The organism is Enterococcus sp. R12 (assembly GCF_058135755.1).
Genome location: NZ_CM176874.1, coordinates 1,904,337 through 1,927,010, shown reverse-complemented (window position 1 = coordinate 1,927,010; position 22,674 = coordinate 1,904,337). Strand labels below are relative to the sequence as shown.

17 protein-coding genes are annotated in these 22,674 nt (G+C 42.7%); 14 read left to right on the top strand and 3 right to left on the bottom strand.

Features of this window, described 5'->3' with window-relative positions; all coding sequences use genetic code 11:
* The first annotated feature begins 75 nt into the window (after positions 1 to 75).
* Complete coding sequence (locus ACTW1R_RS08890) at positions 76 to 570, top strand: hypothetical protein (RefSeq protein WP_128432766.1); 495 nt, start codon at positions 76 to 78, stop codon at positions 568 to 570.
* Between the two features lie 63 nt (positions 571 to 633).
* Here the strand turns inward: ACTW1R_RS08890 and ACTW1R_RS08885 are convergent, their stop codons facing one another.
* A complete protein-coding gene (locus ACTW1R_RS08885; RefSeq protein ID WP_074933687.1) occupies positions 634 to 1,230 on the bottom strand; it encodes a nitroreductase family protein in 597 nt (198 codons plus the stop codon).
* A gap of 112 nt (positions 1,231 to 1,342) precedes the next feature.
* Entirely contained in the window at positions 1,343 to 2,794 is a 1,452-nt protein-coding gene (locus ACTW1R_RS08880; RefSeq protein ID WP_159161481.1) for an NAD-dependent succinate-semialdehyde dehydrogenase, read from the bottom strand.
* A 214-nt stretch (positions 2,795 to 3,008) separates the two neighbouring features.
* Here ACTW1R_RS08880 and lepB point away from each other — a divergent pair, with 214 nt between their 5' ends.
* The 6 genes from lepB (at position 3,009) to pheT (ending at position 15,176) form a co-directional block, all read left to right on the top strand.
* Positions 3,009 to 3,557 carry a signal peptidase I gene (gene lepB, locus ACTW1R_RS08875; RefSeq protein ID WP_142974288.1) on the top strand — a complete coding sequence of 183 codons (549 nt, stop codon included), beginning with the start codon at positions 3,009 to 3,011 and terminating at the stop codon, positions 3,555 to 3,557.
* Positions 3,558 to 3,679: 122 nt separating this feature from the next.
* Complete coding sequence (locus tag ACTW1R_RS08870; RefSeq protein ID WP_142974287.1) at positions 3,680 to 7,297, top strand: PD-(D/E)XK nuclease family protein; 3,618 nt, start codon at positions 3,680 to 3,682, stop codon at positions 7,295 to 7,297.
* A complete protein-coding gene (gene addA, locus ACTW1R_RS08865) occupies positions 7,290 to 10,967 on the top strand; it encodes a helicase-exonuclease AddAB subunit AddA (protein ID WP_489927261.1) in 3,678 nt (1,225 codons plus the stop codon). Before ACTW1R_RS08870 ends, addA begins: the two co-directional genes overlap by 8 nt.
* Positions 10,968 to 11,034: 67 nt before the next feature.
* A complete protein-coding gene (locus ACTW1R_RS08860) occupies positions 11,035 to 11,355 on the top strand; it encodes a winged helix-turn-helix transcriptional regulator (protein WP_005226192.1) in 321 nt (106 codons plus the stop codon).
* A 353-nt stretch (positions 11,356 to 11,708) separates the two neighbouring features.
* Positions 11,709 to 12,755, top strand: coding sequence for a phenylalanine--tRNA ligase subunit alpha (gene pheS / locus ACTW1R_RS08855; RefSeq protein WP_005226191.1), 1,047 nt, complete (start codon positions 11,709 to 11,711; stop codon positions 12,753 to 12,755).
* Positions 12,756 to 15,176, top strand: coding sequence for a phenylalanine--tRNA ligase subunit beta (gene pheT, locus ACTW1R_RS08850; RefSeq protein WP_489927260.1), 2,421 nt, complete (start codon positions 12,756 to 12,758; stop codon positions 15,174 to 15,176).
* Positions 15,177 to 15,578: 402 nt separating this feature from the next.
* Here pheT and trpS read toward each other — a convergent pair whose 3' ends face one another.
* Positions 15,579 to 16,586, bottom strand: coding sequence for a tryptophan--tRNA ligase (trpS, locus tag ACTW1R_RS08845; protein ID WP_005236112.1), 1,008 nt, complete (start codon positions 16,584 to 16,586; stop codon positions 15,579 to 15,581).
* A gap of 267 nt (positions 16,587 to 16,853) precedes the next feature.
* Here trpS and ACTW1R_RS08840 point away from each other — a divergent pair, with 267 nt between their 5' ends.
* From ACTW1R_RS08840 to ACTW1R_RS08810, 7 genes are all read left to right on the top strand, one after another.
* A complete protein-coding gene (locus ACTW1R_RS08840) occupies positions 16,854 to 17,591 on the top strand; it encodes an amino acid ABC transporter ATP-binding protein (RefSeq protein WP_005226188.1) in 738 nt (245 codons plus the stop codon).
* An 18-nt stretch (positions 17,592 to 17,609) separates the two neighbouring features.
* The gene (locus tag ACTW1R_RS08835; RefSeq protein ID WP_005226187.1) at positions 17,610 to 18,419 is read left to right on the top strand and encodes a transporter substrate-binding domain-containing protein; all 810 of its coding nucleotides are present in this window, start codon (positions 17,610 to 17,612) and stop codon (positions 18,417 to 18,419) included.
* 11 nt (positions 18,420 to 18,430) lie between these two features.
* Positions 18,431 to 19,078 carry an amino acid ABC transporter permease gene (locus tag ACTW1R_RS08830; RefSeq protein WP_005226186.1) on the top strand — a complete coding sequence of 216 codons (648 nt, stop codon included), beginning with the start codon at positions 18,431 to 18,433 and terminating at the stop codon, positions 19,076 to 19,078.
* Between the two features lie 17 nt (positions 19,079 to 19,095).
* Positions 19,096 to 19,752: an amino acid ABC transporter permease gene (locus ACTW1R_RS08825; RefSeq protein ID WP_005226185.1), complete on the top strand. Its 657-nt coding sequence runs from the start codon at positions 19,096 to 19,098 to the stop codon at positions 19,750 to 19,752.
* Positions 19,753 to 19,982: 230 nt separating this feature from the next.
* A complete protein-coding gene (gene racE, locus ACTW1R_RS08820; RefSeq protein WP_010748417.1) occupies positions 19,983 to 20,798 on the top strand; it encodes a glutamate racemase in 816 nt (271 codons plus the stop codon).
* Positions 20,799 to 22,151 (top strand): ribonuclease PH, encoded by a 1,353-nt coding sequence (gene rph, locus ACTW1R_RS08815; RefSeq protein WP_010748416.1) that lies wholly within the window; start codon positions 20,799 to 20,801, stop codon positions 22,149 to 22,151. It abuts the gene before it with no gap.
* Positions 22,148 to 22,660 carry a metallophosphoesterase gene (locus tag ACTW1R_RS08810; RefSeq protein WP_005226182.1) on the top strand — a complete coding sequence of 171 codons (513 nt, stop codon included), beginning with the start codon at positions 22,148 to 22,150 and terminating at the stop codon, positions 22,658 to 22,660. Before rph ends, ACTW1R_RS08810 begins: the two co-directional genes overlap by 4 nt.
* The last annotated feature ends 14 nt before the right edge of the window (positions 22,661 to 22,674 follow it).

The window sequence follows — 22,674 nt, the reverse complement described above, 5'->3', positions numbered from 1 at the left end:
ACGAAATAGGCTAAGCCTTTTGTATCAGAGGTTTTTTTGGTAGAATAAGGAAAAGAAAACAGAACGGAGAGTATTATGAGTGGGTTAACGCTAGTGATGTGTGCCTTTACGATCGTTTTATACCTTTATTTATTCGTGGTACGGAAAGACATTCAATTTCTTGCTGTGGAGCGCAAACTAAGCAAGGTCGCCATTACGATTTTTTCAGTAATGATTATCCTATCTATGGTGATGATGGAAGAGGCACTTGATAATCGGGTGCGAGGGATCGTTTCGGGTTTGGTCTTTTTGAGCTTTGTTTTAGATAGCCGCGGCTTAGCACTTGATCGAATCATTGTCCATCCAATGAGTATCAAAGGGATACTATACCAAGAGATCGATCGAGTCGTTTTATTTCAAGAAAAGGAAGGGCAGCCCATCAAGATGAACTATTTTCGAAGAGGGATGAGAGGCCCATTGATGAAATTCAAGCAGCCATTAGCAGAATTGGTTGTTTTCTTGTCAGAACACTTGAATGAAGGGACACCGATCGATATTTTAGTCGATCATGATCAAGGAACAAAGGACTAAAAGACCCTCGATTACTGCCAGTTTAAGGCGTAATCAAGGGTCTTTTTTTAGGTTGAAAATTGATTAATGGAACACGCGGAAGCGCTCATCGTCACTTAGAAATTCTTTTTCGTTCGGTTCGCTTTCTTTTGAACCAAAGACTAGTTGCGCCCGTAGTTGCCAATTTTCAGGAATTGACCATTCAGCTGCAACAGCATCATCGATGACAGGGTTGTAATGCTGTAAGTTGGCACCTAATCCAGCTTCTTCTAAAGCGGTCCAAGCGTTCGCTTGAGCGATCCCATTCGATTGTTCTGCCCAAACGGGAAAGTTCTCTGCATATAGAGCAAATTGCTCTTGCAAATTTTTCACGGTATCCGTGTGAATAAAGAATAGAACGGTTCCGTAACCCGCTTTAAAACCAGCAAGTTTTTGTTTTGTCGCTTCAAACGCTTCGGGTGGTGTCAATGGTTCTATCGCAGCCTCTGTTAATGTCCACAATTTTTCGTGGGCTTCGCCAAATAAAATCACGGCTCTTGGTGATTGTGCGTTAAACGCAGTTGGACTATTTTTCACTGCTTCTTTCACAATGTCTTCGATTTCAGTGTCGGAAAGAGCCACATTTTTACCTAGCCCATAGATTGAGCGGCGCTGTTTGATTGTATCAAGAAATTTTGTCATCGTATTCCCACCTTTTCTATTGTCATAGAGTGAAGTATACATTCTTACTTAATGTTAGTAAAAGAAAATGCTTGGGACGTCAAAAAGTCAGGCAAACGCACCTGACTTTTTCTTATTGGGCATCGATAGCAATGAATTTAACGGTCACGTATTCTTCAGGGCCATATTTGCCGTTTTCACGACCAAAACCGGAATGCTTGACGCCGCCGAAGGGAGCCGCCGGATTTGAGATCGCAATGTCATTGACCCCAACCATCCCATATTGGAGGTTTTGGGCTACATTCGAGATCGTTTGCAAATTCGTTGAAAAGAAGTAGGAAGCTAGTCCAAATTCCGTATCATTTGCCGCAGCGATGACTGCTTGTCGATCCGTAAATGAGATCAATGGAATCACAGGTCCAAAGGTTTCTTCATAGTAGATAGCCATCTCAGAAGTAATCCCATCGATGACCGTTGGTGCGAAGAAGTTGCCTTTTTCGTATTCACCTTCAGTAAGCTTCTTACCACCGAGTAAAACTTCAGCTCCTTTATTTACCGCATCTTCCAACTGCTCGATGACTTTTTCAACGCCTGCTTGGTTGATCAAAGGACCAACAGTAGGGTTTTCCAGACCATTGCCGACCGTTACGGTTTCCATTTTCGCTAGTAATGTTTTGGTAAAGGCGTCTTTGACGGACTCTTCGACAAAAATTCGATTGGGGGATGTACAGACCTGACCGTTGTTGCGGAATTTTGCTGCAATTAATTTTTCAGCAGCTAAATCTAAATCAGCATCAGCAAAAACAAGAAACGGGGCATGACCACCTAGCTCCAATGAAACTTTTTTCAGAGTTGGTGCTGCTTGTTCATATAATTTCATCCCAACTTTCGTGGAGCCGGTAAAGGTGATTTTTTTGACTTGTTCATTTTCGGTCAATTCTTTCCCAATCTCAGAAGAATCACCTAAGACGATATTGACGACCCCGTCTGGAAGTCCTGCTTGTTGAAAAAGCTCGCCTAAAGCTAATGCGGATAGTGGGGTTTCTTTTGATGGTTTCATAACAAGGGTACAGCCAACGGCCATAGCAGGTGCAATTTTTCTTGCAATCATGTTAGAAGGAAAGTTCCAAGGTGTGATCGCGCCAACAACCCCGATCGCTTCTTTGCGTACCAGCCAATGATTGTGTTCAGGGGCTGGAATCACTTCGCCATAGACCCGTTGCGCTTCAGCTGCATTCCAACGGAAATTGTCAACGTTGGATTGGATTTCTGCCTCCGCTTCTTTTAATGGTTTTCCTTGTTCCATACTCATGATTTTTGCTAAACGATCGCTTTCTTCCTCCATCAAATCAGCAATGACGTTCATCAAATCGGCACGTTCTCGAGGGGAGCGTTTTGACCATTCGGGAAAAGCAATCGCTGCGGCATCGATTGCTTGCTTGGTTTCCTCGATCCCTCCTTGACTGACTTTTACGAGTTCTTCATTAGTGGCAGGATTGGTAACCGAAACCGACTCTTTTGTTCCTTCAAGCCATTTTCCGTTAATCAATAACTTTGTTGGTACTTGTGGTAACTGTTGGTTCATCTTGGCACTTCCTTTCAATAATGGGTTCTTATTTAACCCTAGCACGGATCAGAAAGGATGACAATTCATATGCAAGTCTCTTGATTCTCCAAATTTTTGTAAAGAACCAAAGGGGAAATGTCCTGCTCCTATCATTTTATGGTAGAATAGAAAAATAAGAATGTTTGTTCGATTCTTGATAAATATAGTAAAATATTCAAGGAGTGAGGAACGCGTGCAACAAGTAAAAGAGCTTTTAAAAACAGTAGGATTTGTCGTGATCTTCACTTTATTCCTCTTGTTATTAAGACAGTATGTCTTTACTCCTGTGATCGTAAAAGGAGATTCGATGGATCCCACATTACATGATGGTGAGCGGGTGATTGCTTTGAAAAATACCGAGATCGAACGTTTCGATATCGTAACGTTTGAAGCACCGGATGAAGCAGGCAAAAACTATATCAAACGCGTGATCGGTTTACCTGGCGATCAGGTTTCCTATCAAAACGATACCCTTTATATCAATGGACAAGCATATGATGAACCCTACTTGGATGAATTCAAAGCAGCTGTCACAGATGGCTTTCCATTGACCAGTGATTTTGATATGGGGTTATTTGGTGTTGAAGTCATTCCTGAAGGTCAAATTTTAGTGTTAGGGGATAACCGCCGAATTTCCAAAGATAGTCGTCAATTAGGTCTGATCGATGAAGCAAAGATTTTGGGTGATGTAAAATTTGTATTCTGGCCAATTGCCGATTTTGGTATGCTAGGCAAAGAGTGAAATTCTGCGACCGTTTTTTTGTTTTTAAGGAGATTCTTTTAAAAACAAAGACGCATTTGAAGAAGCGTGTCGCTGATTTTTAGTGTTTTTTTTAAAAGACGATGGAGAGAAGGAGTCCTTTCATGAGTTTACGATTTATCCTTGGCGATGGCCGTTGTCGTCATGATCAAGCAGTGATAGAAAATGCAAAAAGTTGGTTAGAAAAAGACCATCAAGAAGTATTTTTCCTGGTACCTAACTACAACAAATTTGAACGAGAGCGTGAGATCCTTCAATTACTGAAAGAGGATCGCGTAGAAGATTTTGCTTCTATTCGCGCGCAAGTGTATAGTTTTCACCGTTTGGCTTGGTTTTATTTGCAGCAAACCGGCTTGCTTTCTCAAAATGCCATCACTGAAAATGGTGCCTCCATGATCATGCGTAAGCTGCTTTTGGAACTAGAAGAAGAACTCGTCTTATACCGTGGTGAGATCAACAAAGCGGGTTTTATCCAGCAATTGTTGGCGTTCTATCAAGAAATGCATACAAGTCGATTGGGGATCGAAGATTTATTGGCAGGTGGTGCTGCACCAAGCGCAACCCAAGACGAGGAGAAAAAATACAGTGAATTAGCGAAAATATTTCAACGATTTGAACAAGAACTTCTGGAGCGTGCATTACAAGTCGAACAACCGATCACCTTGTTGACACGCTTTCTTGAAGGTTCCTTGCTGGATGATTCTCCAGTGGAGCAAGCAATGCCTAACGCGGTGTCAATGAACAAAGCACCAGATCTTTCCCATGCCTTATTTATTATCAGTGGGTTTTCCGCTTTTTCAACACAGGAACAGCAGCTGATTCAAGTGTTGATGAAAAAAAGTCATGTCATTATTGATCTTTTTCTGGATCGTGGGTATCCACAAGAGCTGCCTTCACCGTTAAATTTGTTTTATGAAGCAGGGCGAACCTATTATCAATTGATCAGTTTTGCCCGAGAAAATCAAGTGCCGATTTATTTGGATCAGAAACTTTCGGTCAACCAAGAGGTAGACAAGGAAGCGAAGGGATCGATGCAACAGGCGTATAATGAAATTGAAACATTTTGGCGACAGACTCAGTCACAAGTCAACTATCAGCAACAGTCCTCTGTGAAGGACTTTCTGGCAATTTGGAAAGTTGGGAATCCAGAAGAAGAGATCCGTCAGATTGCAGCGTCGATCCGTGGGATGATGAGCGATAAGAAACGGTACCCAGCATTACGATACCGAGAAATCCAATTATTGATCGCCGAACCAGAAATCTATCATCAATATATCCCTAAAATTTTTACTGAGTTTGAGATTCCTTTTTATATCGATGAAGAGCAGATGATGGCGCAACATCCATTGGTTGAGTTTTTGAATGCTTTTTTTGCTTGTCAATCCTATGGCTTTCGCTTAAATGATATTTTACGGTTGCTTAGAACGGAACTTTACTTACCGGCAGCCTATCGCTCCGAAGCAGATTGGCTCGTTGGGCGTGACCAGTTTCGTAAGTTGGTGGATATTACCGAGAACAAAGCGTTGGCTCATGATTTCCAAGGAGCGAGTTGGACGAGAAACGAAGATTGGGAACTGATCGAGTATTTACAATCGGAAGAAGAGCAGACGGATAAAGTGGATTTGACAGCGTATACCAACCAGTTGCGCAGGGCCTTTAAACAAGATGTTGCTGATACTCTAGACTGGCTGACGGCTGCTAGAACGAACCGCGATGCGGTCGAACTGCTGTATCGCTTTTTACTGAATGCCGGTGTTGAAGAACAACTGCGGCATTGGCGAGATCAAGCGATCCAGCAAGGGAAGTTGGATCAAGCCCGTAATCATGAACAAGCATGGCAAGCCTTGATGGATTTGCTTGATGAATATGCTGCGATCTATGGGGAAGAGTCCTTTGATTTTGCGCTCTTTGAGGATGTCTTATTGACTGGCTTAGAAAATGTCACATTCGGGAAGATCCCAACAGCGATCGACCAAGTCAACATCAATCGCCTTGATCTGGCACGTCCAAAGCAAGCAAAGATCACATTTGCACCGGGATTAAATGAAACGGCGTTACCAAGAAAAATAGAGAACAAAACGTTGTTGACGAATGAAGAACGTCAGCATTTCAATCAGTTGTTCAATGGTGAAAAATACCTTAGAGATACAGTGGTGGAAGGCAGTGTCAAAGAGCCATTTGCCTTTTATTCTGTCTTGCTTTCAGCAACGGAACACTTATCACTGTCCTATGCCGTTAATTTTGATACCCAGCAAAACATCAAAATGTCGCCTTATTTAGATCGCGTGGTCAAACGTTTGGATGTCCCACTGCAAGAGCGAGGGATATTGACGCTAGTCAGCGATCCAAGAAACTATGTCGGCAGTTACCGTGGCCTGATCTATCAAATCAATAACCTCAGTCAGCAAGCGCAAAAAAACAAAGAGAATTTGCCGAGGGTTTGGGAGCAGCTGAAACAAGCACTGCTGCGTTCGGAATGGACAGATTTAGCTGCCCAAGTATTTGAAAGCCAAACCCATCAAAATATTCCGATTCCTTTGTCTCAAGCACAAGCTGCGGCACTATATGGACCGTCGATCTACAGTTCCATTTCTCAGATGGAGACGTTCTATCAGTGTGAATACAAGTATTTCGTCAGCTACGGATTACGGTTAAAAGAACGAGAAGTTTATGGCTTAAATCCAGCAATGACCGGTGAGTTTTTCCATGATGCGTTGGACCGCTTTGTCAAAGTCCTGATTGCTGAAAATATTTCCTTGACCCAGTTAACTGCTGACCAACGCGTGCAATTTGTGGAAGTCGTTTTGCAGGAAATTTTTGGCGAAAGCCGTTATCGCTTACTGACGAGCTCTGCTCGGATGAATTTTATTCGGTATCAATTAGGCAAGACGATTCAGCGAGTAGCGTGGGCATTAGCGAAACAAGGACAAAAAATGCATTTTAGTCCTGAAAAGACGGAGGTGCTATTCGGTCAGATCGCTGGCTCAAATGGGATCAATGGGATCGAATTGCCATTAAGTTCTGGCGGGAAACTGCATGTGCGGGGGAAGATCGATCGTGTCGATACGGCGAAAACGGAAGAAGAACAATGGCTTTCTGTTGTTGACTATAAATCTAGCAGCCGAGATTTTGACCTTTCTGAAGCATACTACGGACTTGCGATGCAGTTGATCACCTATCTCGATGTCGCATTGACGGATGCTGTCCAACTGGTTGGTTCGCCAAATGTGCGACCAGCGGGGGCTTATTATCTGCATGTGCATAATCCGCTTTTGGACGGACAAGAAGCCAGTGAAGAAGAACGTTTAAAACGTTTCAAGTATGACGGGTTGTTTATTGACGAACCGGCTGTTTTCCCGTTGCTAGATGAGGATGTTGAAGCCAGCAAAAATTCACCGATATTTCCTGTTCGAAAAGACAAAAACGGCAATTATCAAAAAACAACGCAGGCGAAAAACAAGTTTTATACAGAAGAAGAGCTTGAACTATTAAGAAAACACAATCGTAAAAACATGCAGCAAAGCGGTGAGAAGCTGTTGAGCGGTGAAATCGCCTTAAACCCGTCTTATAAAATAAAAGACAAAAAACGGGCGTGTGAATTTTGTCCGTTTCGCAGCATCTGTGACTTTGATGTATTGTTGAAAGAAAATGAGTACCACCGTTTAGAAAACTTATCTAAAGATGAGATTATCCATCGCTTAAGGGAGGAAGAAGATGAGTAAGATCCCTTTAAAACCGCAAAATGAAACCTTTACGGATACCCAATGGCAAGCCATTTTTGATAAAGGGGATAATATCCTCGTTTCCGCTTCAGCGGGTTCAGGCAAAACCACCGTTTTGGTTCGACGAGTGATCGAAAAGCTAAAAGCAGGAACGACGATCGATTCTTTACTGATCGTAACCTTTACCGAAGCAGCTGCTCGAGAAATGAAAGAACGGATTCAAGTGGCATTGCAACAGGCCATCAATCAAGAAAGTGACGAGCAAAAGCGCCAGCACTTCGTTCGTCAGCTGCAGCTGTTGCCGACAGCTAACATTTCTACCTTGCATGCGTTTTGTTTAACTGTGATTCGGCGTTTTTATTATTTGATCGATTTAGATCCCAATTTCCGCATGATGACCGATGAAACCGAAATTTTATTGATGAAAGAAGAAATCTGGACACAGCTGAGAGATCAACAATATGAAGCCAATGATGAAGCCTTCTTTCGTTTGACGGAAAATTTTTCAAGTGATCGTTCTGATGAAGGCGTCGGGGATCTGATCCTGTCTCTTTATGACTTTGCCCGAGCCAATCCAGATCCAGTCAACTGGTTAGCTCATCTAAGTGATCACTATATCGGCAAAGAAACCTTTGCTGAAAATATCCTGTATCAATCGCAAATCAAACCGACTTTGCAAGAAAATTTGAAGACAGCGGCGCATTTGCTGCAGGCGGCGCAAGACTATGCCCGTTCTGATGAAGCGATGGAAAAAGCGGCACAGTTGATCGATACCGAATTGGGCATGGTGGAAACCTTAAAGGCTCTGCTGGATGCAGACGATGTCGATGGCTTCTATGAGCAGATCCAAACATTGCGTTTTGGTCGTTACCCAGCTTTTCGCAAACCAGAACAAAAGGAATTGTCCCAAGAAATCAAGCCCTTACGCGATGATGCGAAAAAATTGGTCGAGCAATTGAAAGCCACCTTCCCGTATCCACCAGCTGAAATGATGGAGCTGCTTCATCGATCAGCACCTGTCGTTGAAAAAATGGCAGCGATGACCGAAGCATTTATGAAAGCATTTCAAGAAAGAAAGCTTTCAAAAGGCCGTTTAGACTTTAATGATTTGGAACATTTCACCTTGCAGATTTTACAAGGAGACGGCAGTGGAAGCGAGGCGTCGACCTATTATCGTGATCGCTTTGAAGAAGTTTTAGTCGATGAATACCAAGACGTCAATCGGCTGCAAGAGGCAATTTTATATTGGGTCAGACAAGTCGATCATAACCCTGGCAACATGTTTATGGTGGGGGATGTGAAGCAGTCGATCTATTCGTTTCGACTAGCAGATCCGACGCTATTTATCGAAAAATACTTGGCATTTGAAACAGAGAATGGTGGGCGGAGAATCGTCTTAGCAGAAAATTTCCGTTCTCGTTCCGATGTATTGGATTTTACGAATCTAGTTTTTCAACAGCTGATGGATGAAAGGGTTGGACAAATCCCTTACGATGAGGCAGCAGCCTTGATTACCGGTTTTCCTGATTTTCCAGAAAGCGAGGCCTTCGCCACAGAGCTCTTGTTATATGAAAAAGAGCATGAATCTGAAGAACAATTGATCGATGACAAAACAGAAGGTGAAATGCAGATCACTGCCTTGAAGATTCGAGAGTTGATTGAATCAAACTTCATGATCTATGACAAAAAAGCCAAAACAAATCGACCAATCACTTACAATGACATCGTCTTATTGACCCCCACACGTAAAAACAATCTTGTCATTTTGGATGTCTTTAAGCAGTTTGGGATTCCGATGGCGGTCAATGATGCTCAAAACTATTTTCAGGCAACGGAGATCCAAACCGTCGTTTCTTTGTTGCAGATCATTGATAACCCGTACCAAGATATCCCACTTGTGGCCGTTTTGCGTTCGCCAATCGTCGGCCTAACAGAAGATCAATTGGCTGAGATCCGTTTAGCGAATCGTTCCAGCGACTACTACGATGCAGTATTGGATTACCATGGGCAACAAGAAGCGTCACCCTTGTGGCAAACGGTGGATGGATTTTTAACAAAACTGGAACAATGGCGAGAGGAAGCACGACGATTACCAATCCCAACCTTGCTTTGGCAAATCTATGAAGATACTGCCTATTTGGATTATGTCGTGGGACTGCCTGCAGGTCAGCAGCGCTATGCCAATTTAGCGGCATTGGTCCACAGAGCGGAGAAATACGAAAAGAGCAGTTTCCGTGGGTTGTACCAATTCATTCGCTTCATCGAAAAGATGCAAGAAAAAAACAAGGACTTGGCAGAGCCATTAGCTACACCAGTAGAAGATGCAGTTCGTGTGATGACCGTCCATGCAAGTAAAGGTTTGGAATTTCCTGTAGTCTTCTTATTGGATACAACAAAATTCTTTAATTACCAAGATTTTCAAAAACGCTATATCTTTGAAGAACAGCTGGGGGCTGGGATCCAATATGTGGAACCCGCAGAAAACCTTAAATTTGAAACACTACCGTTTCAAGCCATCAAGCAAGTTCGTTTGAAAAAAGCCTTGTCAGAAGAGATGCGAAAATTATATGTAGCATTGACACGAGCAGAGCAGAAGCTTTTCTTAGTAGGCTCCTATAAAAATCAAGCGGATGCCTTCAAGACATGGCAATCTGGCTTGACACAATCCGAGATGGTTCTTGATCCAGCGTTGCGCTTAGTGGCACGGGGGAGCTTGATGGATTGGGTCGGACGGACCCTGATGCGCCATCCAGATATGGAAGCAGTATTCTCCGAAGCGTCAGAGCGCAAGCGAACGATCGATCATCCTGCTCATTTTCGTCTGTCATGGTGGAATCAAGAAACGATCACGCAAGAAGTCCAAGAGACGCTTGCGCCAGTCGAGGAGCCTAAACGATTGATTGCGCCAGATAGCAATATCGATGATCTTTTGAAACGCCTAGCCTATCGCTATCCTTATCAAAAAGCGACCCAAACGACTAGTTATCAATCTGTTTCAGAATTGAAAAGACTCTATAACGATCCTGATGATCAACAGACCACTTTGTTGGAATGGCGGTCGGTTTCCGAGAAGACGAATCCTCAGCAATATCGCTACGTACAAGATGAATTGGCGAAACCCAAATTTCTGCAAGAAACGAAGCCTCTCGCCAGCAGTATCGGAACCGCAACACATACGGTTTTGCAAATGATCCCCTTAGGAATGAAGCCAACACAAGATACTTTGGCGCTCCTGATTGCTGAACTCGTGAAAAAGCAATTTTTTTCTGAAGAAATCGCCAAAAAAATTGACCGATCGAGTATTTTGTGGTTTTATCAAACTGAACTAGGTGAACTGTTGAACCAATTCTCTGATGTGGTGAAGCGAGAGCAGCCGTTTTCGATGCTAAAAGAGGCCGATACGATCTTTGAAGGGTTTGACGAACCAGATGCGCCGCTTTTGATCCATGGTATTATTGACGGCTATATTGAATTGGCGGATGAAATCATTTTGTATGACTTTAAAACAGATGATGTGTTCGGCAGTCAGGCTCAGATTGTACAGAAAATGCGCGAACGATATTATGGTCAATTAAAACTCTATTGCCAAGCATTGGAGAAAGCATTGAACAAACCAGTGAAACAGACCTATTTAGTGCTGTTAAAACCTAAGATGATCGTGGCATTCTAGCTGATCGATCCTAGTTTCTTACATTTCGTAAGTCATATGCTATAATAGGTAAAAGAGGTGATGGAGAATGATAAAAGTAGAATCGGATTATGCCCTTTGTCCTAAATTTGAAAAAGCTTTTTCTATTTTAGGCAAAAAGTGGAACGGCTTGATCATTGATGTCCTTCTTGAAGACGGCAAACAAAGATTTGTTGAGTTAGCAAACAAGATTCCTCAAGTGAGTGATCGGGTGTTAGTCGAACGCTTGAAAGAATTAGAGCGGGAAGAAATTGTCTGCAAAGAAAACAATCTTTACTGCTTGACGCCAAGAGGTATTGCTCTTGAAAAGAGTATGATGAGTGTGAAGCGTTGGGCAGAAACCTGGGTACGTGAGGAAGAATGCAGTTGATTTCTCAACGGAAATTAGGTAAACTAAGCTTAAATGAATAGTAAAAAAAGCGTTGATAGAAACTAGTAATTTGGCTGGATCAGAAAAAGGGAGACTTGTCACAGACTGAAAGCAAGTCCTGTATTCGAAAAATGAATTTCACTTCTGGAGCTTGCTGAGAACAATCAGTCGGCAGTGTTGCTGTCGTTAGCCGAAGTGAGTGCGCGGAACTTTCCGCGAATGAGGATGGTAACACGAGACGTCGTTCCTTTTTTTAGGGATGACGTCTTTTTTTGTCTTTTTATCAAAAGATCGTCACTTTTTCCAGTCAAATCGTTTTTTTACACTATTCACTGTATAGAAGGAGGAAACACATGTCTTTACAAGAAAAATTAGAAGCATTGAAGGAAACGACATTGCTTAAAATCAAAGAAAGTCCAACCATGAATGACTTGAATCAGATTCGAGTGGAAGTGCTTGGAAAAAAAGGTCCCATTACTGAAGTTCTACGGGGGATGAAAGATCTTTCTGCGGAAGAACGGCCGAAGGTGGGGAGCTATGCCAACGAGATTCGTGATATCTTGACAGAAGCGATCGAAGAAGCAAAATCGTCTATCGAAGCAGCAAACTTGGAAAAAGCCCTTGCTGAAGAATCCATCGACGTGACTTTGCCTGGTAAAAAGATGGACCGAGGAACACGCCATGTGCTAACGCAAATCATGGAAGAAATCGAAGATATCTTTGTTGGTATGGGCTACCAAGTAGTTGAAGGCTACGAAGTGGAAAAAGATCATTACAACTTCGAACGGATGAATCTGCCAAAAGATCATCCAGCCAGAGACATGCAGGATACTTTTTATATTTCAGAGGAAGTGCTGATTCGGACCCATACGTCACCAGTGCAAGCGCGAACAATGGAGACTCATGATTTTTCTAAAGGGCCGCTGCGGATGATCTCACCAGGGAAAGTTTTCCGTCGTGACACAGATGATGCGACCCATAGCCACCAATTCCATCAAATTGAAGGATTGGTGATCGATAAAAATATTACGATGGGTGACTTAAAAGGAACCTTAGAAGTCATGATGCAAAAAATGTTTGGTGAAGATCGCCAAATTCGCTTGCGACCAAGCTATTTCCCTTTCACAGAACCATCGGTCGAAGTTGATGTCAGCTGCTTCAAGTGCGGTGGTGCGGGTTGTAACGTTTGTAAACAAACTGGCTGGATCGAGATCCTCGGTGCTGGAATGGTGCATCCTAACGTCTTAGAAATGTCAGGGATCGATCCAACCCAATATTCAGGATTTGCTTTTGGTTTAGGTCCTGATCGAGTGGCAATGCTGCGCTACGGCGTAAACGACATTCGCCAATTCTATCAAAATGATGTGCGTTTCATTCGCCAGTTCAAGGGGGAACAATAAATGTTAGTATCGTACAAATGGTTAAATGAATACCTTGATCTGTCTGAGATCACACCAAAAGAGCTGGCGGATAAAATGTCAGTGACGGGGATCGAAGTCGAAGGTATTGACGTGCCTGAAGAGGGTTTAAAAAAAATCGTTGTCGGAGAAGTGACCGACTGCCGACCACATCCAGATTCTGATCATCTATCGATTTGCCAAGTAAATATTGGTGAGGAAGAAGACACGCAAATCGTTTGTGGGGCACCAAATGTCAAAAGCGGCATCAAAGTCATCGTGGCATTACCAGGCTCTCGAATCGCAGGCAATGTAAAAATTAAAAAGAGCAAGATGCGGGGAGAAGTTTCGAACGGCATGATTTGTTCATTGCAAGAACTAGGGTATGCTGATAGTGTAATCCCCAAGGAATACGCAGAAGGAATCTATTATTTACCAGCAGAAGCAGAAGTAGGAGCACCGGTTTTTCCTTATCTCGATATGGATGATCACATTATCGAATTATCGATCACTCCGAACCGCGCGGATGCGTTGAGCATGCGGGGGGTTGCTTATGAAGTCGGTGCCATCTATCGGCAAACACCGAAGTTTCCTGAAATTGCGCTTAATGAAAGTGAAGTAGCTGCTGCCGATAAAATTCAGGTGAAGGTCACGGAAGCAACCGATGCACCCGCCTACCAAATTCGAATCATTGATGGTGTAACGATCGCCCCAAGTCCACAATGGCTGCAAAATCGCTTGATGAATGAAGGCATTCGTCCAATCAACAATGTCGTGGACGTGACAAATTATATCTTACTATTATTTGGCCAACCATTGCATGCTTTTGATTATCAAAAGCTAGACAGCAAGGAAATACTCGTACGTCGCGGCAAAGAAAATGAAAGCCTGGTTACCTTAGATGGAGAAACACGTCAGCTATCATCAGAAGACATCGTTATCACCAACGGAACGACACCCGTTGCGCTCGCAGGCGTCATGGGAGGGCTTGATTCTGAAATCACGGAAACAACGACCACAGTCGCTTTAGAAGCGGCGTTGTTCGATCCATTAGCGATTCGTTTAACCTCAAAGAAATTCAATTTAAGAAGTGAGTCCTCTGCTCGTTTTGAAAAAGGGATCAACCAAGCAACGGTTGCAAAAGCTTGTGATGCAGCAGCAGCACTGATTGCAGAACTTGCTGGCGGAACGGTCTTAAAAGGGGCGGTAGTAGGTTCCCAAGTAGCTGTAGAACCTGTGGAGGTTACAATCACTCTAGCTCGAATCAATAGCTATTTAGGCACAGAAATCACTGATGAAGAAGTGCAAGAAATCTTTGATGCATTAGGCTTTGGTCATCGTCAAGAAGCAGACAGCTATATTGTTTCTGTCCCACCTCGTCGTTGGGATATTACGATCGAAGCAGATATCATTGAAGAAGTGGCGCGTATTTACGGTTATGATCGTTTGCCATCGACTTTACCGCAAGGAGAAACGGTTGCCGGTCATCTAACCAAAGCGCAACGTCTGACTAGAGAAGTTCGGACGCTATTGGAAGGCAACGGGGTCAGTGAAGCTATCAGCTATGCTTTGACCACTGAAGAGAAGGCACAACAATTTACGGATAAATCGAGCCAAGTGACTCGATTGGATTGGCCAATGACCGAAGAGCGTGCCGTCTTGCGCTTGAATCTGATTTCAGGCTTGTTAGACGACGTTGCGTACAATTTGGCACGTAAAAACAATCGTGTTGCTTTGTATGAAATTGGTCGCGTCTTCTATCAAACAGGCGACAGTAAGCACGAGCTGCCAACAGAAGTCAATCACTTAGGGCTAGCTTTGACAGGAAATATCCATGAGAAAGACTGGCAAACCAAAGCTCAAAAAGTTGATTTCTTCCATTTGAAAGGCATTTTAGAAAATCTATTTGATTCGTTGGCATTAACCGACCGTATTCGTTATCAAAAAACGGCAGCTATCAAAGAGATGCATCCTGGCCGTACGGCAATGATCCTGCTAGATGACCAAGAAATCGGCTTCTTGGGACAAACCCACCCATCGATCGCCAAAGATTATGAAGTGAGTGAAACCTATGTTGCTGAATTGAACTTAGATCAACTGTTAGCAGCGAAAACAGAACAATTGGTCTATCAACCAGTTTCTAAGTTCCCATCAGTAACGCGGGATATGGCATTCTTGCTTGATGAAACGATCGATAACCAGTCCGTGATGGAGATCATTCGAGAAAGTGCAGGTCGCTTCTTAAGTGCGATTCGTTTATTCGATGTTTATCAAGGGAAAAACATCGAAGCAGGCAAAAAATCATTAGGGTACAGCCTTACCTTTAGCAATCCAGAAGCTACCCTGACGGATGAAGAGATCAATCAAGCAATAGCGAAAATTACTCGTAACTTAGAAGAAAAAGTTCAAGCAGAAATCCGCTAATCAAATAAGTAGAAAAACGTTCTCCACCATACAAAGAAGTTGGGTGGGGAACGTTTTCTACTATTATAATAGATGCTCAGATGACACAAGAATGTGAGGAGTTGAGTGAAAGCCGTAAAAGATTTCTCTATAGAAGGCAATCCAGCTTTTTTGGTACAACTTTTTTTAAACACTGGCAAGGCTGAAAAAATGCATTTTCTAATCCACATTTTATGAAGATATTTTTTAGGACAGCTCTCTTAGTTTTTGCCCAAGAAACAGCATCAAATCAAAATACACAAAGTGTCAGTCTGGGAAGGAAGGGTTCTCGTGAAATCTAACACAGAGTTGGCACATAGATTTTGCATGAAAGAATTCATTTCGATTTGTAAACAAAAAAACAAGCCGTAAAGGCTTGTTTTTTTAAGCAAAGTAATTGATGCCCATTGCATTTTTGACTTCAGCTAACGTTTGAGCGGCAACTTGTTCTGCTTTTTCACTACCAAGTTTTAATAAGTTCATCACTTCACCGGGATCTTTTGCAAAAGCTTCACGGCGTTCACGAATCGGTGCAAATTCGGCTTCTAGAACATCGATCAAATAGCGTTTGATTTTGACATCGCCTAATCCACCACGGGTGTAATGTTCTTTTAATTCAGCAATTTTTTCTTTTTCAGTGCCAAATACATCAAGATACGTAAAGACCATATTGCCTTCAACTTGTCCAGGATCGTTGACATGAATGTGATTTGGGTCCGTGTACATGCTCATCACTTTCTTTTGTAATACATCGGCTGGATCAGCTAAGTAAATACCATTGTTCAGTGATTTGCTCATTTTCCCGTTCCCATCGATCCCCGCTAAACGTCCCATGCCTTTTGGCGGTAAAACCGCTTTTGGTTCGACTAATACTTCACTATACGTAGAATTAAAACTATGCACGATTTCTTGGGTTTGTTCCAGCATTGGTTTTTGATCTTCTCCAACGGGGACTAAATTTGCTTTAAAAGCGGTGATATCCGCTGCTTGAGAGACAGGATAGATGAAGAAACCTGAAGGGACGCCTTCACCAAATTTTTTTTGTTCAATTTCGGCTTTAACGGTTGGATTGCGTCGTACTCGAGCAACACTGACTAGATTGAGATAATACATCGTCAATTCAGAGAGTTGAGGGATTTGCGATTGAATAAACATTGTTGTTTTTGCTGGATCCAGTCCAACGGCTAAATAATCCAAAGCAACTTCTAGAATATTCGCTGAGACCTTCTCAGGTGTTTTCGCATTATCTGTTAGTGCCTGCATGTCAGCGACCATGATATAAAGCTGATTTTCAGGGTCAGCTTGCATTTCGACCCGTTTTTTTAAAGACCCCACATAATGGCCAAGATGCAATTTGCCAGTTGGGCGGTCGCCAGTTAAAATCGTATTCACTTTTTTTCCACCTTTTCCTTTGTTATATGGTTTATCTTACCTTTTTTTAGCAAAAGAAACAACCGGTTCTCCTTGTGATCTGATGGGGTGAGAAAAATTTTCATGGACAAAAACCTCACATCAAAGTAAAATAGCACTTGTCTTTTCAGAAATAAGGGGGGAACATTGGAAAAGCACCTTTACAAATGAAAAAAGATTGAGCTATAATATGAATCAAATCTTTCCAATTACTCATTTAATTTTAAAAAAAGCTAGGAGTGTGAATCAATGGCAATGATCGAATTTAAGAACGTAGAGAAATATTACGGAAAGTTCCATGCATTAAAAAACATCAACCTTGAATTTGAAAAAGGTGAGGTCGTTGTTGTTATCGGACCTTCAGGATCTGGTAAAAGTACAATGCTCCGTACGATTAATGGTCTAGAAACCATTTCAGGTGGTCAATTATTGGTCAATGGCAAGAACTTGTTTGACAAAGATGTCAAAATGACAGAAATTAGAAAAAACATCGGCATGGTGTTTCAACATTTCAATTTGTATCCAAATAAAACCGTGTTAGAAAACATTACGTTGGCACCGATCAAAGTATTAAAACAAAATGAGCAAGAAGCCATCAATTTGGCGGAAAAGCTTCTTGATCGGGTAGGGATGTTAGATAAAAAAGATTCCTATCCTTCCATGTTATCTGGCGGACAACAGCAGCGGGTCGCTATTGCCAGAGGGCTTGCGATGAAACCAGAAATGCTGCTTTTTGATGAGCCAACATCAGCATTGGATCCAGAAATGATTGGTGATGTCTTGGATGTCATGAAAAAAATTGCCAGTGAAGGCATGTCCATGATCGTTGTTACCCATGAAATGAGCTTTGCCCGTGAAGTAGCAGATCGAATCGTCTTTATGGCGGAAGGACAAGTCCTAGAGGATCGGCGCGATGTCGATGGATTCTTTGATGCACCAAGAGACGAACGTGCAAAACAATTCTTGAGCAAAGTCAGCAATCATTAAGCAATAGGAGGAACCCTTATGAGAAAGAAAATATTTTCCTTTCTAGTCTTAGCCTTTGCCCTTGTGACTTTCTCAGGTTGTAAAGGACAAAGTGCCGCAGAGATCGATATTTTAGAAAACAGCAAAGAGACGAATCAGATCGTTTGGGGCGTAAAAAACGATACCCGTCTTTTTGGATTAATGGATATCGCGACCAGAGAAGTACGGGGATTCGATATTGATATCGCTCGTGCAATCACTGAGAAAATTTTAGGTCGTGATGGCAATGCCATCTTTGTTGAAGTAACCTCAAAAACTCGGATTCCTCTTTTGAAAAACGGCAACATCGATGCAATCATCGCCACGATGACTATCACGGAAGAACGTAAAAAACAGGTCGATTTTTCCGATGTCTACTTTGATGCAGGCCAATCGTTATTAGTTGCCAAAGACAGCCCTATTCAAGGGATCGAAGATTTGACCGCAGATACCACTGTATTGGTCGTGAAGGGCTCTACTTCCGCTGTGAACATTCGTGAAGCAGCACCAGAAGCGCAAATTTTGGAACTTGAGAATTATGCGGAAGCCTTTACCGCATTACAATCTGGTCAAGGAGATGCTATGACCACGGATAATGCGATCTTATTAGGGATGGCGAGTGAAAATCCCAATTACCATTTAGTTGGCGAAACTTTTACAGAAGAACCTTATGGGATTGCCATCAATAAAGGACAAAAGCCGTTTCTTGATGCAGTGAATCAAGCCTTGCGGGAAATGCGTGAAGATGGAACCTATGATGAGATTTACAACAAGTGGTTCCCTGAAGACGAATCAGGAAAAGTAGAGTAGGAGGAAACTGAATGGTTGAATTATTTCAAACGTATACCGGTCAGTTTATTGAAGGCTTTAAATACACAGTCATGGCGAGTTTGATCGCACTGTTTTTTAGTCTTTTGATCGGAACCTTAATGGCAATTTTTCAGTTGTCAGACAATCGCCTCATCAAAGGGATTGCCAAAGCGTATGTTGAGTTTTTTAGAAATATTCCCTTATTGATCATCGTGATGTTCTTTTATGTCGTTGTGCCAATGTATTGGGTTTCTTTTGACGGCTTTCAAGCAGGAACGATCGGCTTAACGATCTATACATCGGCATTTATCGCTGAGACGATCCGTTCAGGAATTCAAACGGTCCCTAAAGGCCAGATGGAAGCTTCCTTGTCTTCTGGTTTTACTTACAGCCAAGCGATGCGCTACATTATTTTGCCTCAAGCATTTAAGATCGTCGTACCGCCGTTAGGCAATCAATTTATCAATCTTGTCAAAAATTCATCAATTTTGGCGATGGTCGCAGGATTAGATATTATGTATCAAGGCGATTTGATCGCAAGTGAGACCTTCAATACATTTGATACGTATATCATTGTTGGTCTTTTCTATTTGATCATTACCCTACCATTGTCTTATTTGATGGTTTACTTGGAACGGCGTTGGGCTGTCCGCTCATAGAAAGGAGCTAACGAACTATGGACTTTTTTGAAGCTTTTTCAGCGATTAACATTCGCTTCTTGATCGATGGCTTGCGGGTAACAGTTGAAGTGTCGATCCTATCGATTTTATTTAGCTTTATTATCGGAGGGATCGCCGGTATTTTGCGCTTCAGCTCGATCCCAGTCTTTTCTAAAGTATTAGGTGTCGTGATCGATGTTATTCGTAACTTGCCTTTGCTCTTGATCATCTTTTTCACTTACTTTGCATTGCCGCAGATCGGTATCCGCTTTAATATTTTTTGGTCAGCGGTTGTGGCGTTGACGATTTTTGAATCAGCGATGCTTTCTGAAATCTTTCGTGCTGGTTTGAATTCTGTGCCAAAAGGGCAGATGGAAGCTGGTTTGTCTACAGGGCTAAGCTATGTCGAAGTATTGCGGAGCATCGTCGTGCCGCAGGCATTTAAAGCGATGCTGCCAGCGATCGTCAGTCAGTTGATCTCTTTGATCAAAGATACGTCATTAGCCGTGATTATTTCTTTACCAGAGCTGACTCATCATGCTCGAATCATTTATGGTCAAAACACAAACTATGTTTTGCCTATGTTTTTAGCAATGACTGTTTTATACTTTTTGGTTTGTTATGCCTTGTCATTGCTTTCTGGCTTTTTGGAAAAACGTCAGTACGATTACTAAAAAGAATAATCGTCAAAAAAATCCCCACGATCGGTCTTTTACCCATGCAAGTGCAACTTGTGGGGTGTAAGCCAATCGTGGGGGCTTTTTTCTTTTTGACCGTTTCGTGCTTTTTGGGAAAGCTTTTTTAGCAAACGAAAGGAATACTTGAAAAATAGTCAAAAAAAGTCCAAAATGAATAAGAGAGAAAAATGCACCAAACTCTTTCTTTCATGTAAAGGATGGAAACTATGACAAACAACAGACCAATTGGTTTTATCGATTCTGGTGTTGGTGGGTTGACGGTCGTCAAAGAAGCAATCAAGCAATTACCCAACGAATCGATTCTTTATCTGGGAGATACAGCCAGATGCCCGTATGGTCCGAGACCTGCTGAGCAAGTCATCGAGTATACGTGGCAAATGACCCGTTTTTTATTAGAAAAAAATATTAAAATGTTGGTGATCGCTTGTAATACAGCGACAGCGGTCGCCCTTGAAGAAATCAAAGAACAACTAACGATTCCAGTGATCGGCGTGATCCTGCCTGGCAGTCGAGCAGCAGTCAAAGCAAGCAAAAACCAACGAATCGGTGTCATCGGGACAAACGGAACGATCAAAAGTGACTCTTACAAGCGCGCGCTTCATGGCAAAGCGCCCCATGCGTCCGTCGTCAGTTTGGCTTGCCCGAAGTTTGTGCCGATCGTAGAAAGCAAACAATACCATAGCTCGGTCGCCAAGAAAATCGTGGCAGAAACGTTGCGTCCATTGAAAAACAAACGGCTAGATACAGTGATTTTGGGTTGTACCCATTATCCTTTATTGCGTCCTTTGATCCAAAATGAATTGGGGGCTCATATCCAGCTGATTGATTCAGGGGCAGAAACGGTGGGGGAAGTCAGTACCTTGTTGGACTATTTTTCCATTGCTGCAACGAGTCAGGACGATCCGCATCCGCAACATGCATTTTTTACTACTGGTTCACCGAAAATGTTTGATGAGATTGCCAATGATTGGCTTGATTTAGACACGATCTCATCGATTCACACTGATTTAGGAGGCTTTTAAATGCGACATGATGGCAGAAAAGAAACAATGTTAAGACCAGTTAAAATTCAAACCAACGTCTACAAACACCCCGAAGGATCGGTTGTGATCTCTTTTGGTGACACAACCGTGATCTGTTCGGCAACGATTGAAGAGCGGGTCCCTCCGTTTTTACGAGATACGGGAAAAGGCTGGGTCACAGCCGAATACAGTATGCTCCCACGAGCGACCAACACTCGTAATCGTCGAGAAAGTGCCAAAGGCAAGCTTTCTGGTCGGACGATGGAGATCCAACGGCTGATCGCTCGTTCCTTGCGCGCAGTAGTCGATTTAGAAAAATTAGGGGAGCGCAGTATCGTGGTCGATTGTGATGTCGTTCAAGCAGATGGCGGTACCCGAACAGCTAGTATTACCGGCGCATTTGTCGCGTTGCGTTTAGCTATCGATACCTTGTTGCGTGACAAAGCATTGACGGAAGATCCAATCAAGGAACATTTAGCAGCAATTAGTGTCGGGATCTTACCAGATGGCACCTGTGTGACCGATCTCGATTATCAAGAAGATTCTTCAGCTGCTGTTGACATGAATTTGGTGATGACGGAATCTGGTCGATTTGTCGAATTGCAAGGAACTGGGGAAGAAGCGACCTTTGATGGTCAGCAGTTGAATGAGATGCTGATCTACGGAAAAACAGCTATCGAAGAATTGATCGCCTATCAAAAAGAGGCACTGTTTTTACCAGATGAACCCCCTTATGAGATTCCCGAAAAAACGATCGTCATTGCTACAGGCAATCCAGGAAAAGCCAAGGAATTTAAAGCCGTATTTGGCGCAGCAGGTTACGATGTCCGTACCTTAAAAGACTATCCTTCCTTACCAGATGTTGAAGAAACCGGCACCACCTTTGAAGAAAATGCCCGCCTTAAAGCGGAAACCATCGCCAGAATTTTGGGAAGACCGGTGTTAGCTGATGACTCAGGACTGAAAGTCGATGCACTAGGGGGACGACCAGGGGTGTACTCTGCTCGATTTGCTGGTGAGCAAAAAAGTGACGCTGCCAATAATGCAAAATTGCTCTATGAATTGACGGATGTCGAAGATGACAAACGCAGTGCCCAATTTCACTGTACGTTAGTTTTCGCAGCACCAGGAAAAGAGAGTTTGGTGGTTGAAGCTCAATGGCCGGGGAGAATCGGCCGCATCCCTCGTGGAGAAAATGGGTTCGGCTACGATCCATTGTTTATTCCTGATGGTTCAGAGCAAAGCGCAGCCCAAATGAGTCAAGAAGAGAAGAACCGAGTGAGCCACCGTGGTCTAGCAATCAAAAAACTGCAGGAACAGTGGCGGGAGTGGTTAGAAGGAGAAAATGTATGAAATACTTAGTTGTCAGTGACAATCATTCAGATCGTGAGATTCTTGTTGATCTTAAAAATGAATTCGAAAATCAAGTCGATTTGTTCCTTCACTGTGGGGATTCAGAACTTCCTGAAACGGATCCTTTATGGGAAACATTCCAAGTCGTTTGTGGCAATTGCGATTACGGTGGTGGTTTTCCGAATGAACGTATCGTTAAAACGCCACTGGATACCATCTATATGACCCATGGCCATTTGGCGGATGTTCGTTTTGGCGTAACCAAATTAGGCTTAAAAGCGCAACAAGCAGATGCTTCGATCGCTTTGTTTGGTCATACGCATCAAATTGCTTGTGAGAAAGTCGGGAATCGACTTTTCTTGAATCCTGGCAGTATTTCTCAACCGCGAGGGCAAATCCAAATCAAAAGTTTTGCGATTATTGAAAGTACACCAGAACAATGGGCAATCCAATACTATGATCGTTCCTTTCATAAAGTCCCAGAGCTAGCTTTCGTTTTCACACGTTAAGTAAGCGGAATCAA

Coding starts and splice junctions, on each gene's coding strand:
- ACTW1R_RS08890 (WP_128432766.1), top strand. CDS start 76: ATGAGTGGGTTAACGCTAGTGATGTGTGCCTTTACGATCGTTTTATAC.
- ACTW1R_RS08885 (WP_074933687.1), bottom strand. CDS start 1,230: ATGACAAAATTTCTTGATACAATCAAACAGCGCCGCTCAATCTATGGG.
- ACTW1R_RS08880 (WP_159161481.1), bottom strand. CDS start 2,794: ATGAACCAACAGTTACCACAAGTACCAACAAAGTTATTGATTAACGGA.
- ACTW1R_RS08870 (WP_142974287.1), top strand. CDS start 3,680: ATGAGTTTACGATTTATCCTTGGCGATGGCCGTTGTCGTCATGATCAA.
- addA (WP_489927261.1), top strand. CDS start 7,290: ATGAGTAAGATCCCTTTAAAACCGCAAAATGAAACCTTTACGGATACC.
- ACTW1R_RS08860 (WP_005226192.1), top strand. CDS start 11,035: ATGATAAAAGTAGAATCGGATTATGCCCTTTGTCCTAAATTTGAAAAA.
- pheS (WP_005226191.1), top strand. CDS start 11,709: ATGTCTTTACAAGAAAAATTAGAAGCATTGAAGGAAACGACATTGCTT.
- pheT (WP_489927260.1), top strand. CDS start 12,756: ATGTTAGTATCGTACAAATGGTTAAATGAATACCTTGATCTGTCTGAG.
- ACTW1R_RS08840 (WP_005226188.1), top strand. CDS start 16,854: ATGGCAATGATCGAATTTAAGAACGTAGAGAAATATTACGGAAAGTTC.
- ACTW1R_RS08835 (WP_005226187.1), top strand. CDS start 17,610: ATGAGAAAGAAAATATTTTCCTTTCTAGTCTTAGCCTTTGCCCTTGTG.
- ACTW1R_RS08830 (WP_005226186.1), top strand. CDS start 18,431: ATGGTTGAATTATTTCAAACGTATACCGGTCAGTTTATTGAAGGCTTT.
- ACTW1R_RS08825 (WP_005226185.1), top strand. CDS start 19,096: ATGGACTTTTTTGAAGCTTTTTCAGCGATTAACATTCGCTTCTTGATC.
- racE (WP_010748417.1), top strand. CDS start 19,983: ATGACAAACAACAGACCAATTGGTTTTATCGATTCTGGTGTTGGTGGG.
- rph (WP_010748416.1), top strand. CDS start 20,799: ATGCGACATGATGGCAGAAAAGAAACAATGTTAAGACCAGTTAAAATT.
- ACTW1R_RS08810 (WP_005226182.1), top strand. CDS start 22,148: ATGAAATACTTAGTTGTCAGTGACAATCATTCAGATCGTGAGATTCTT.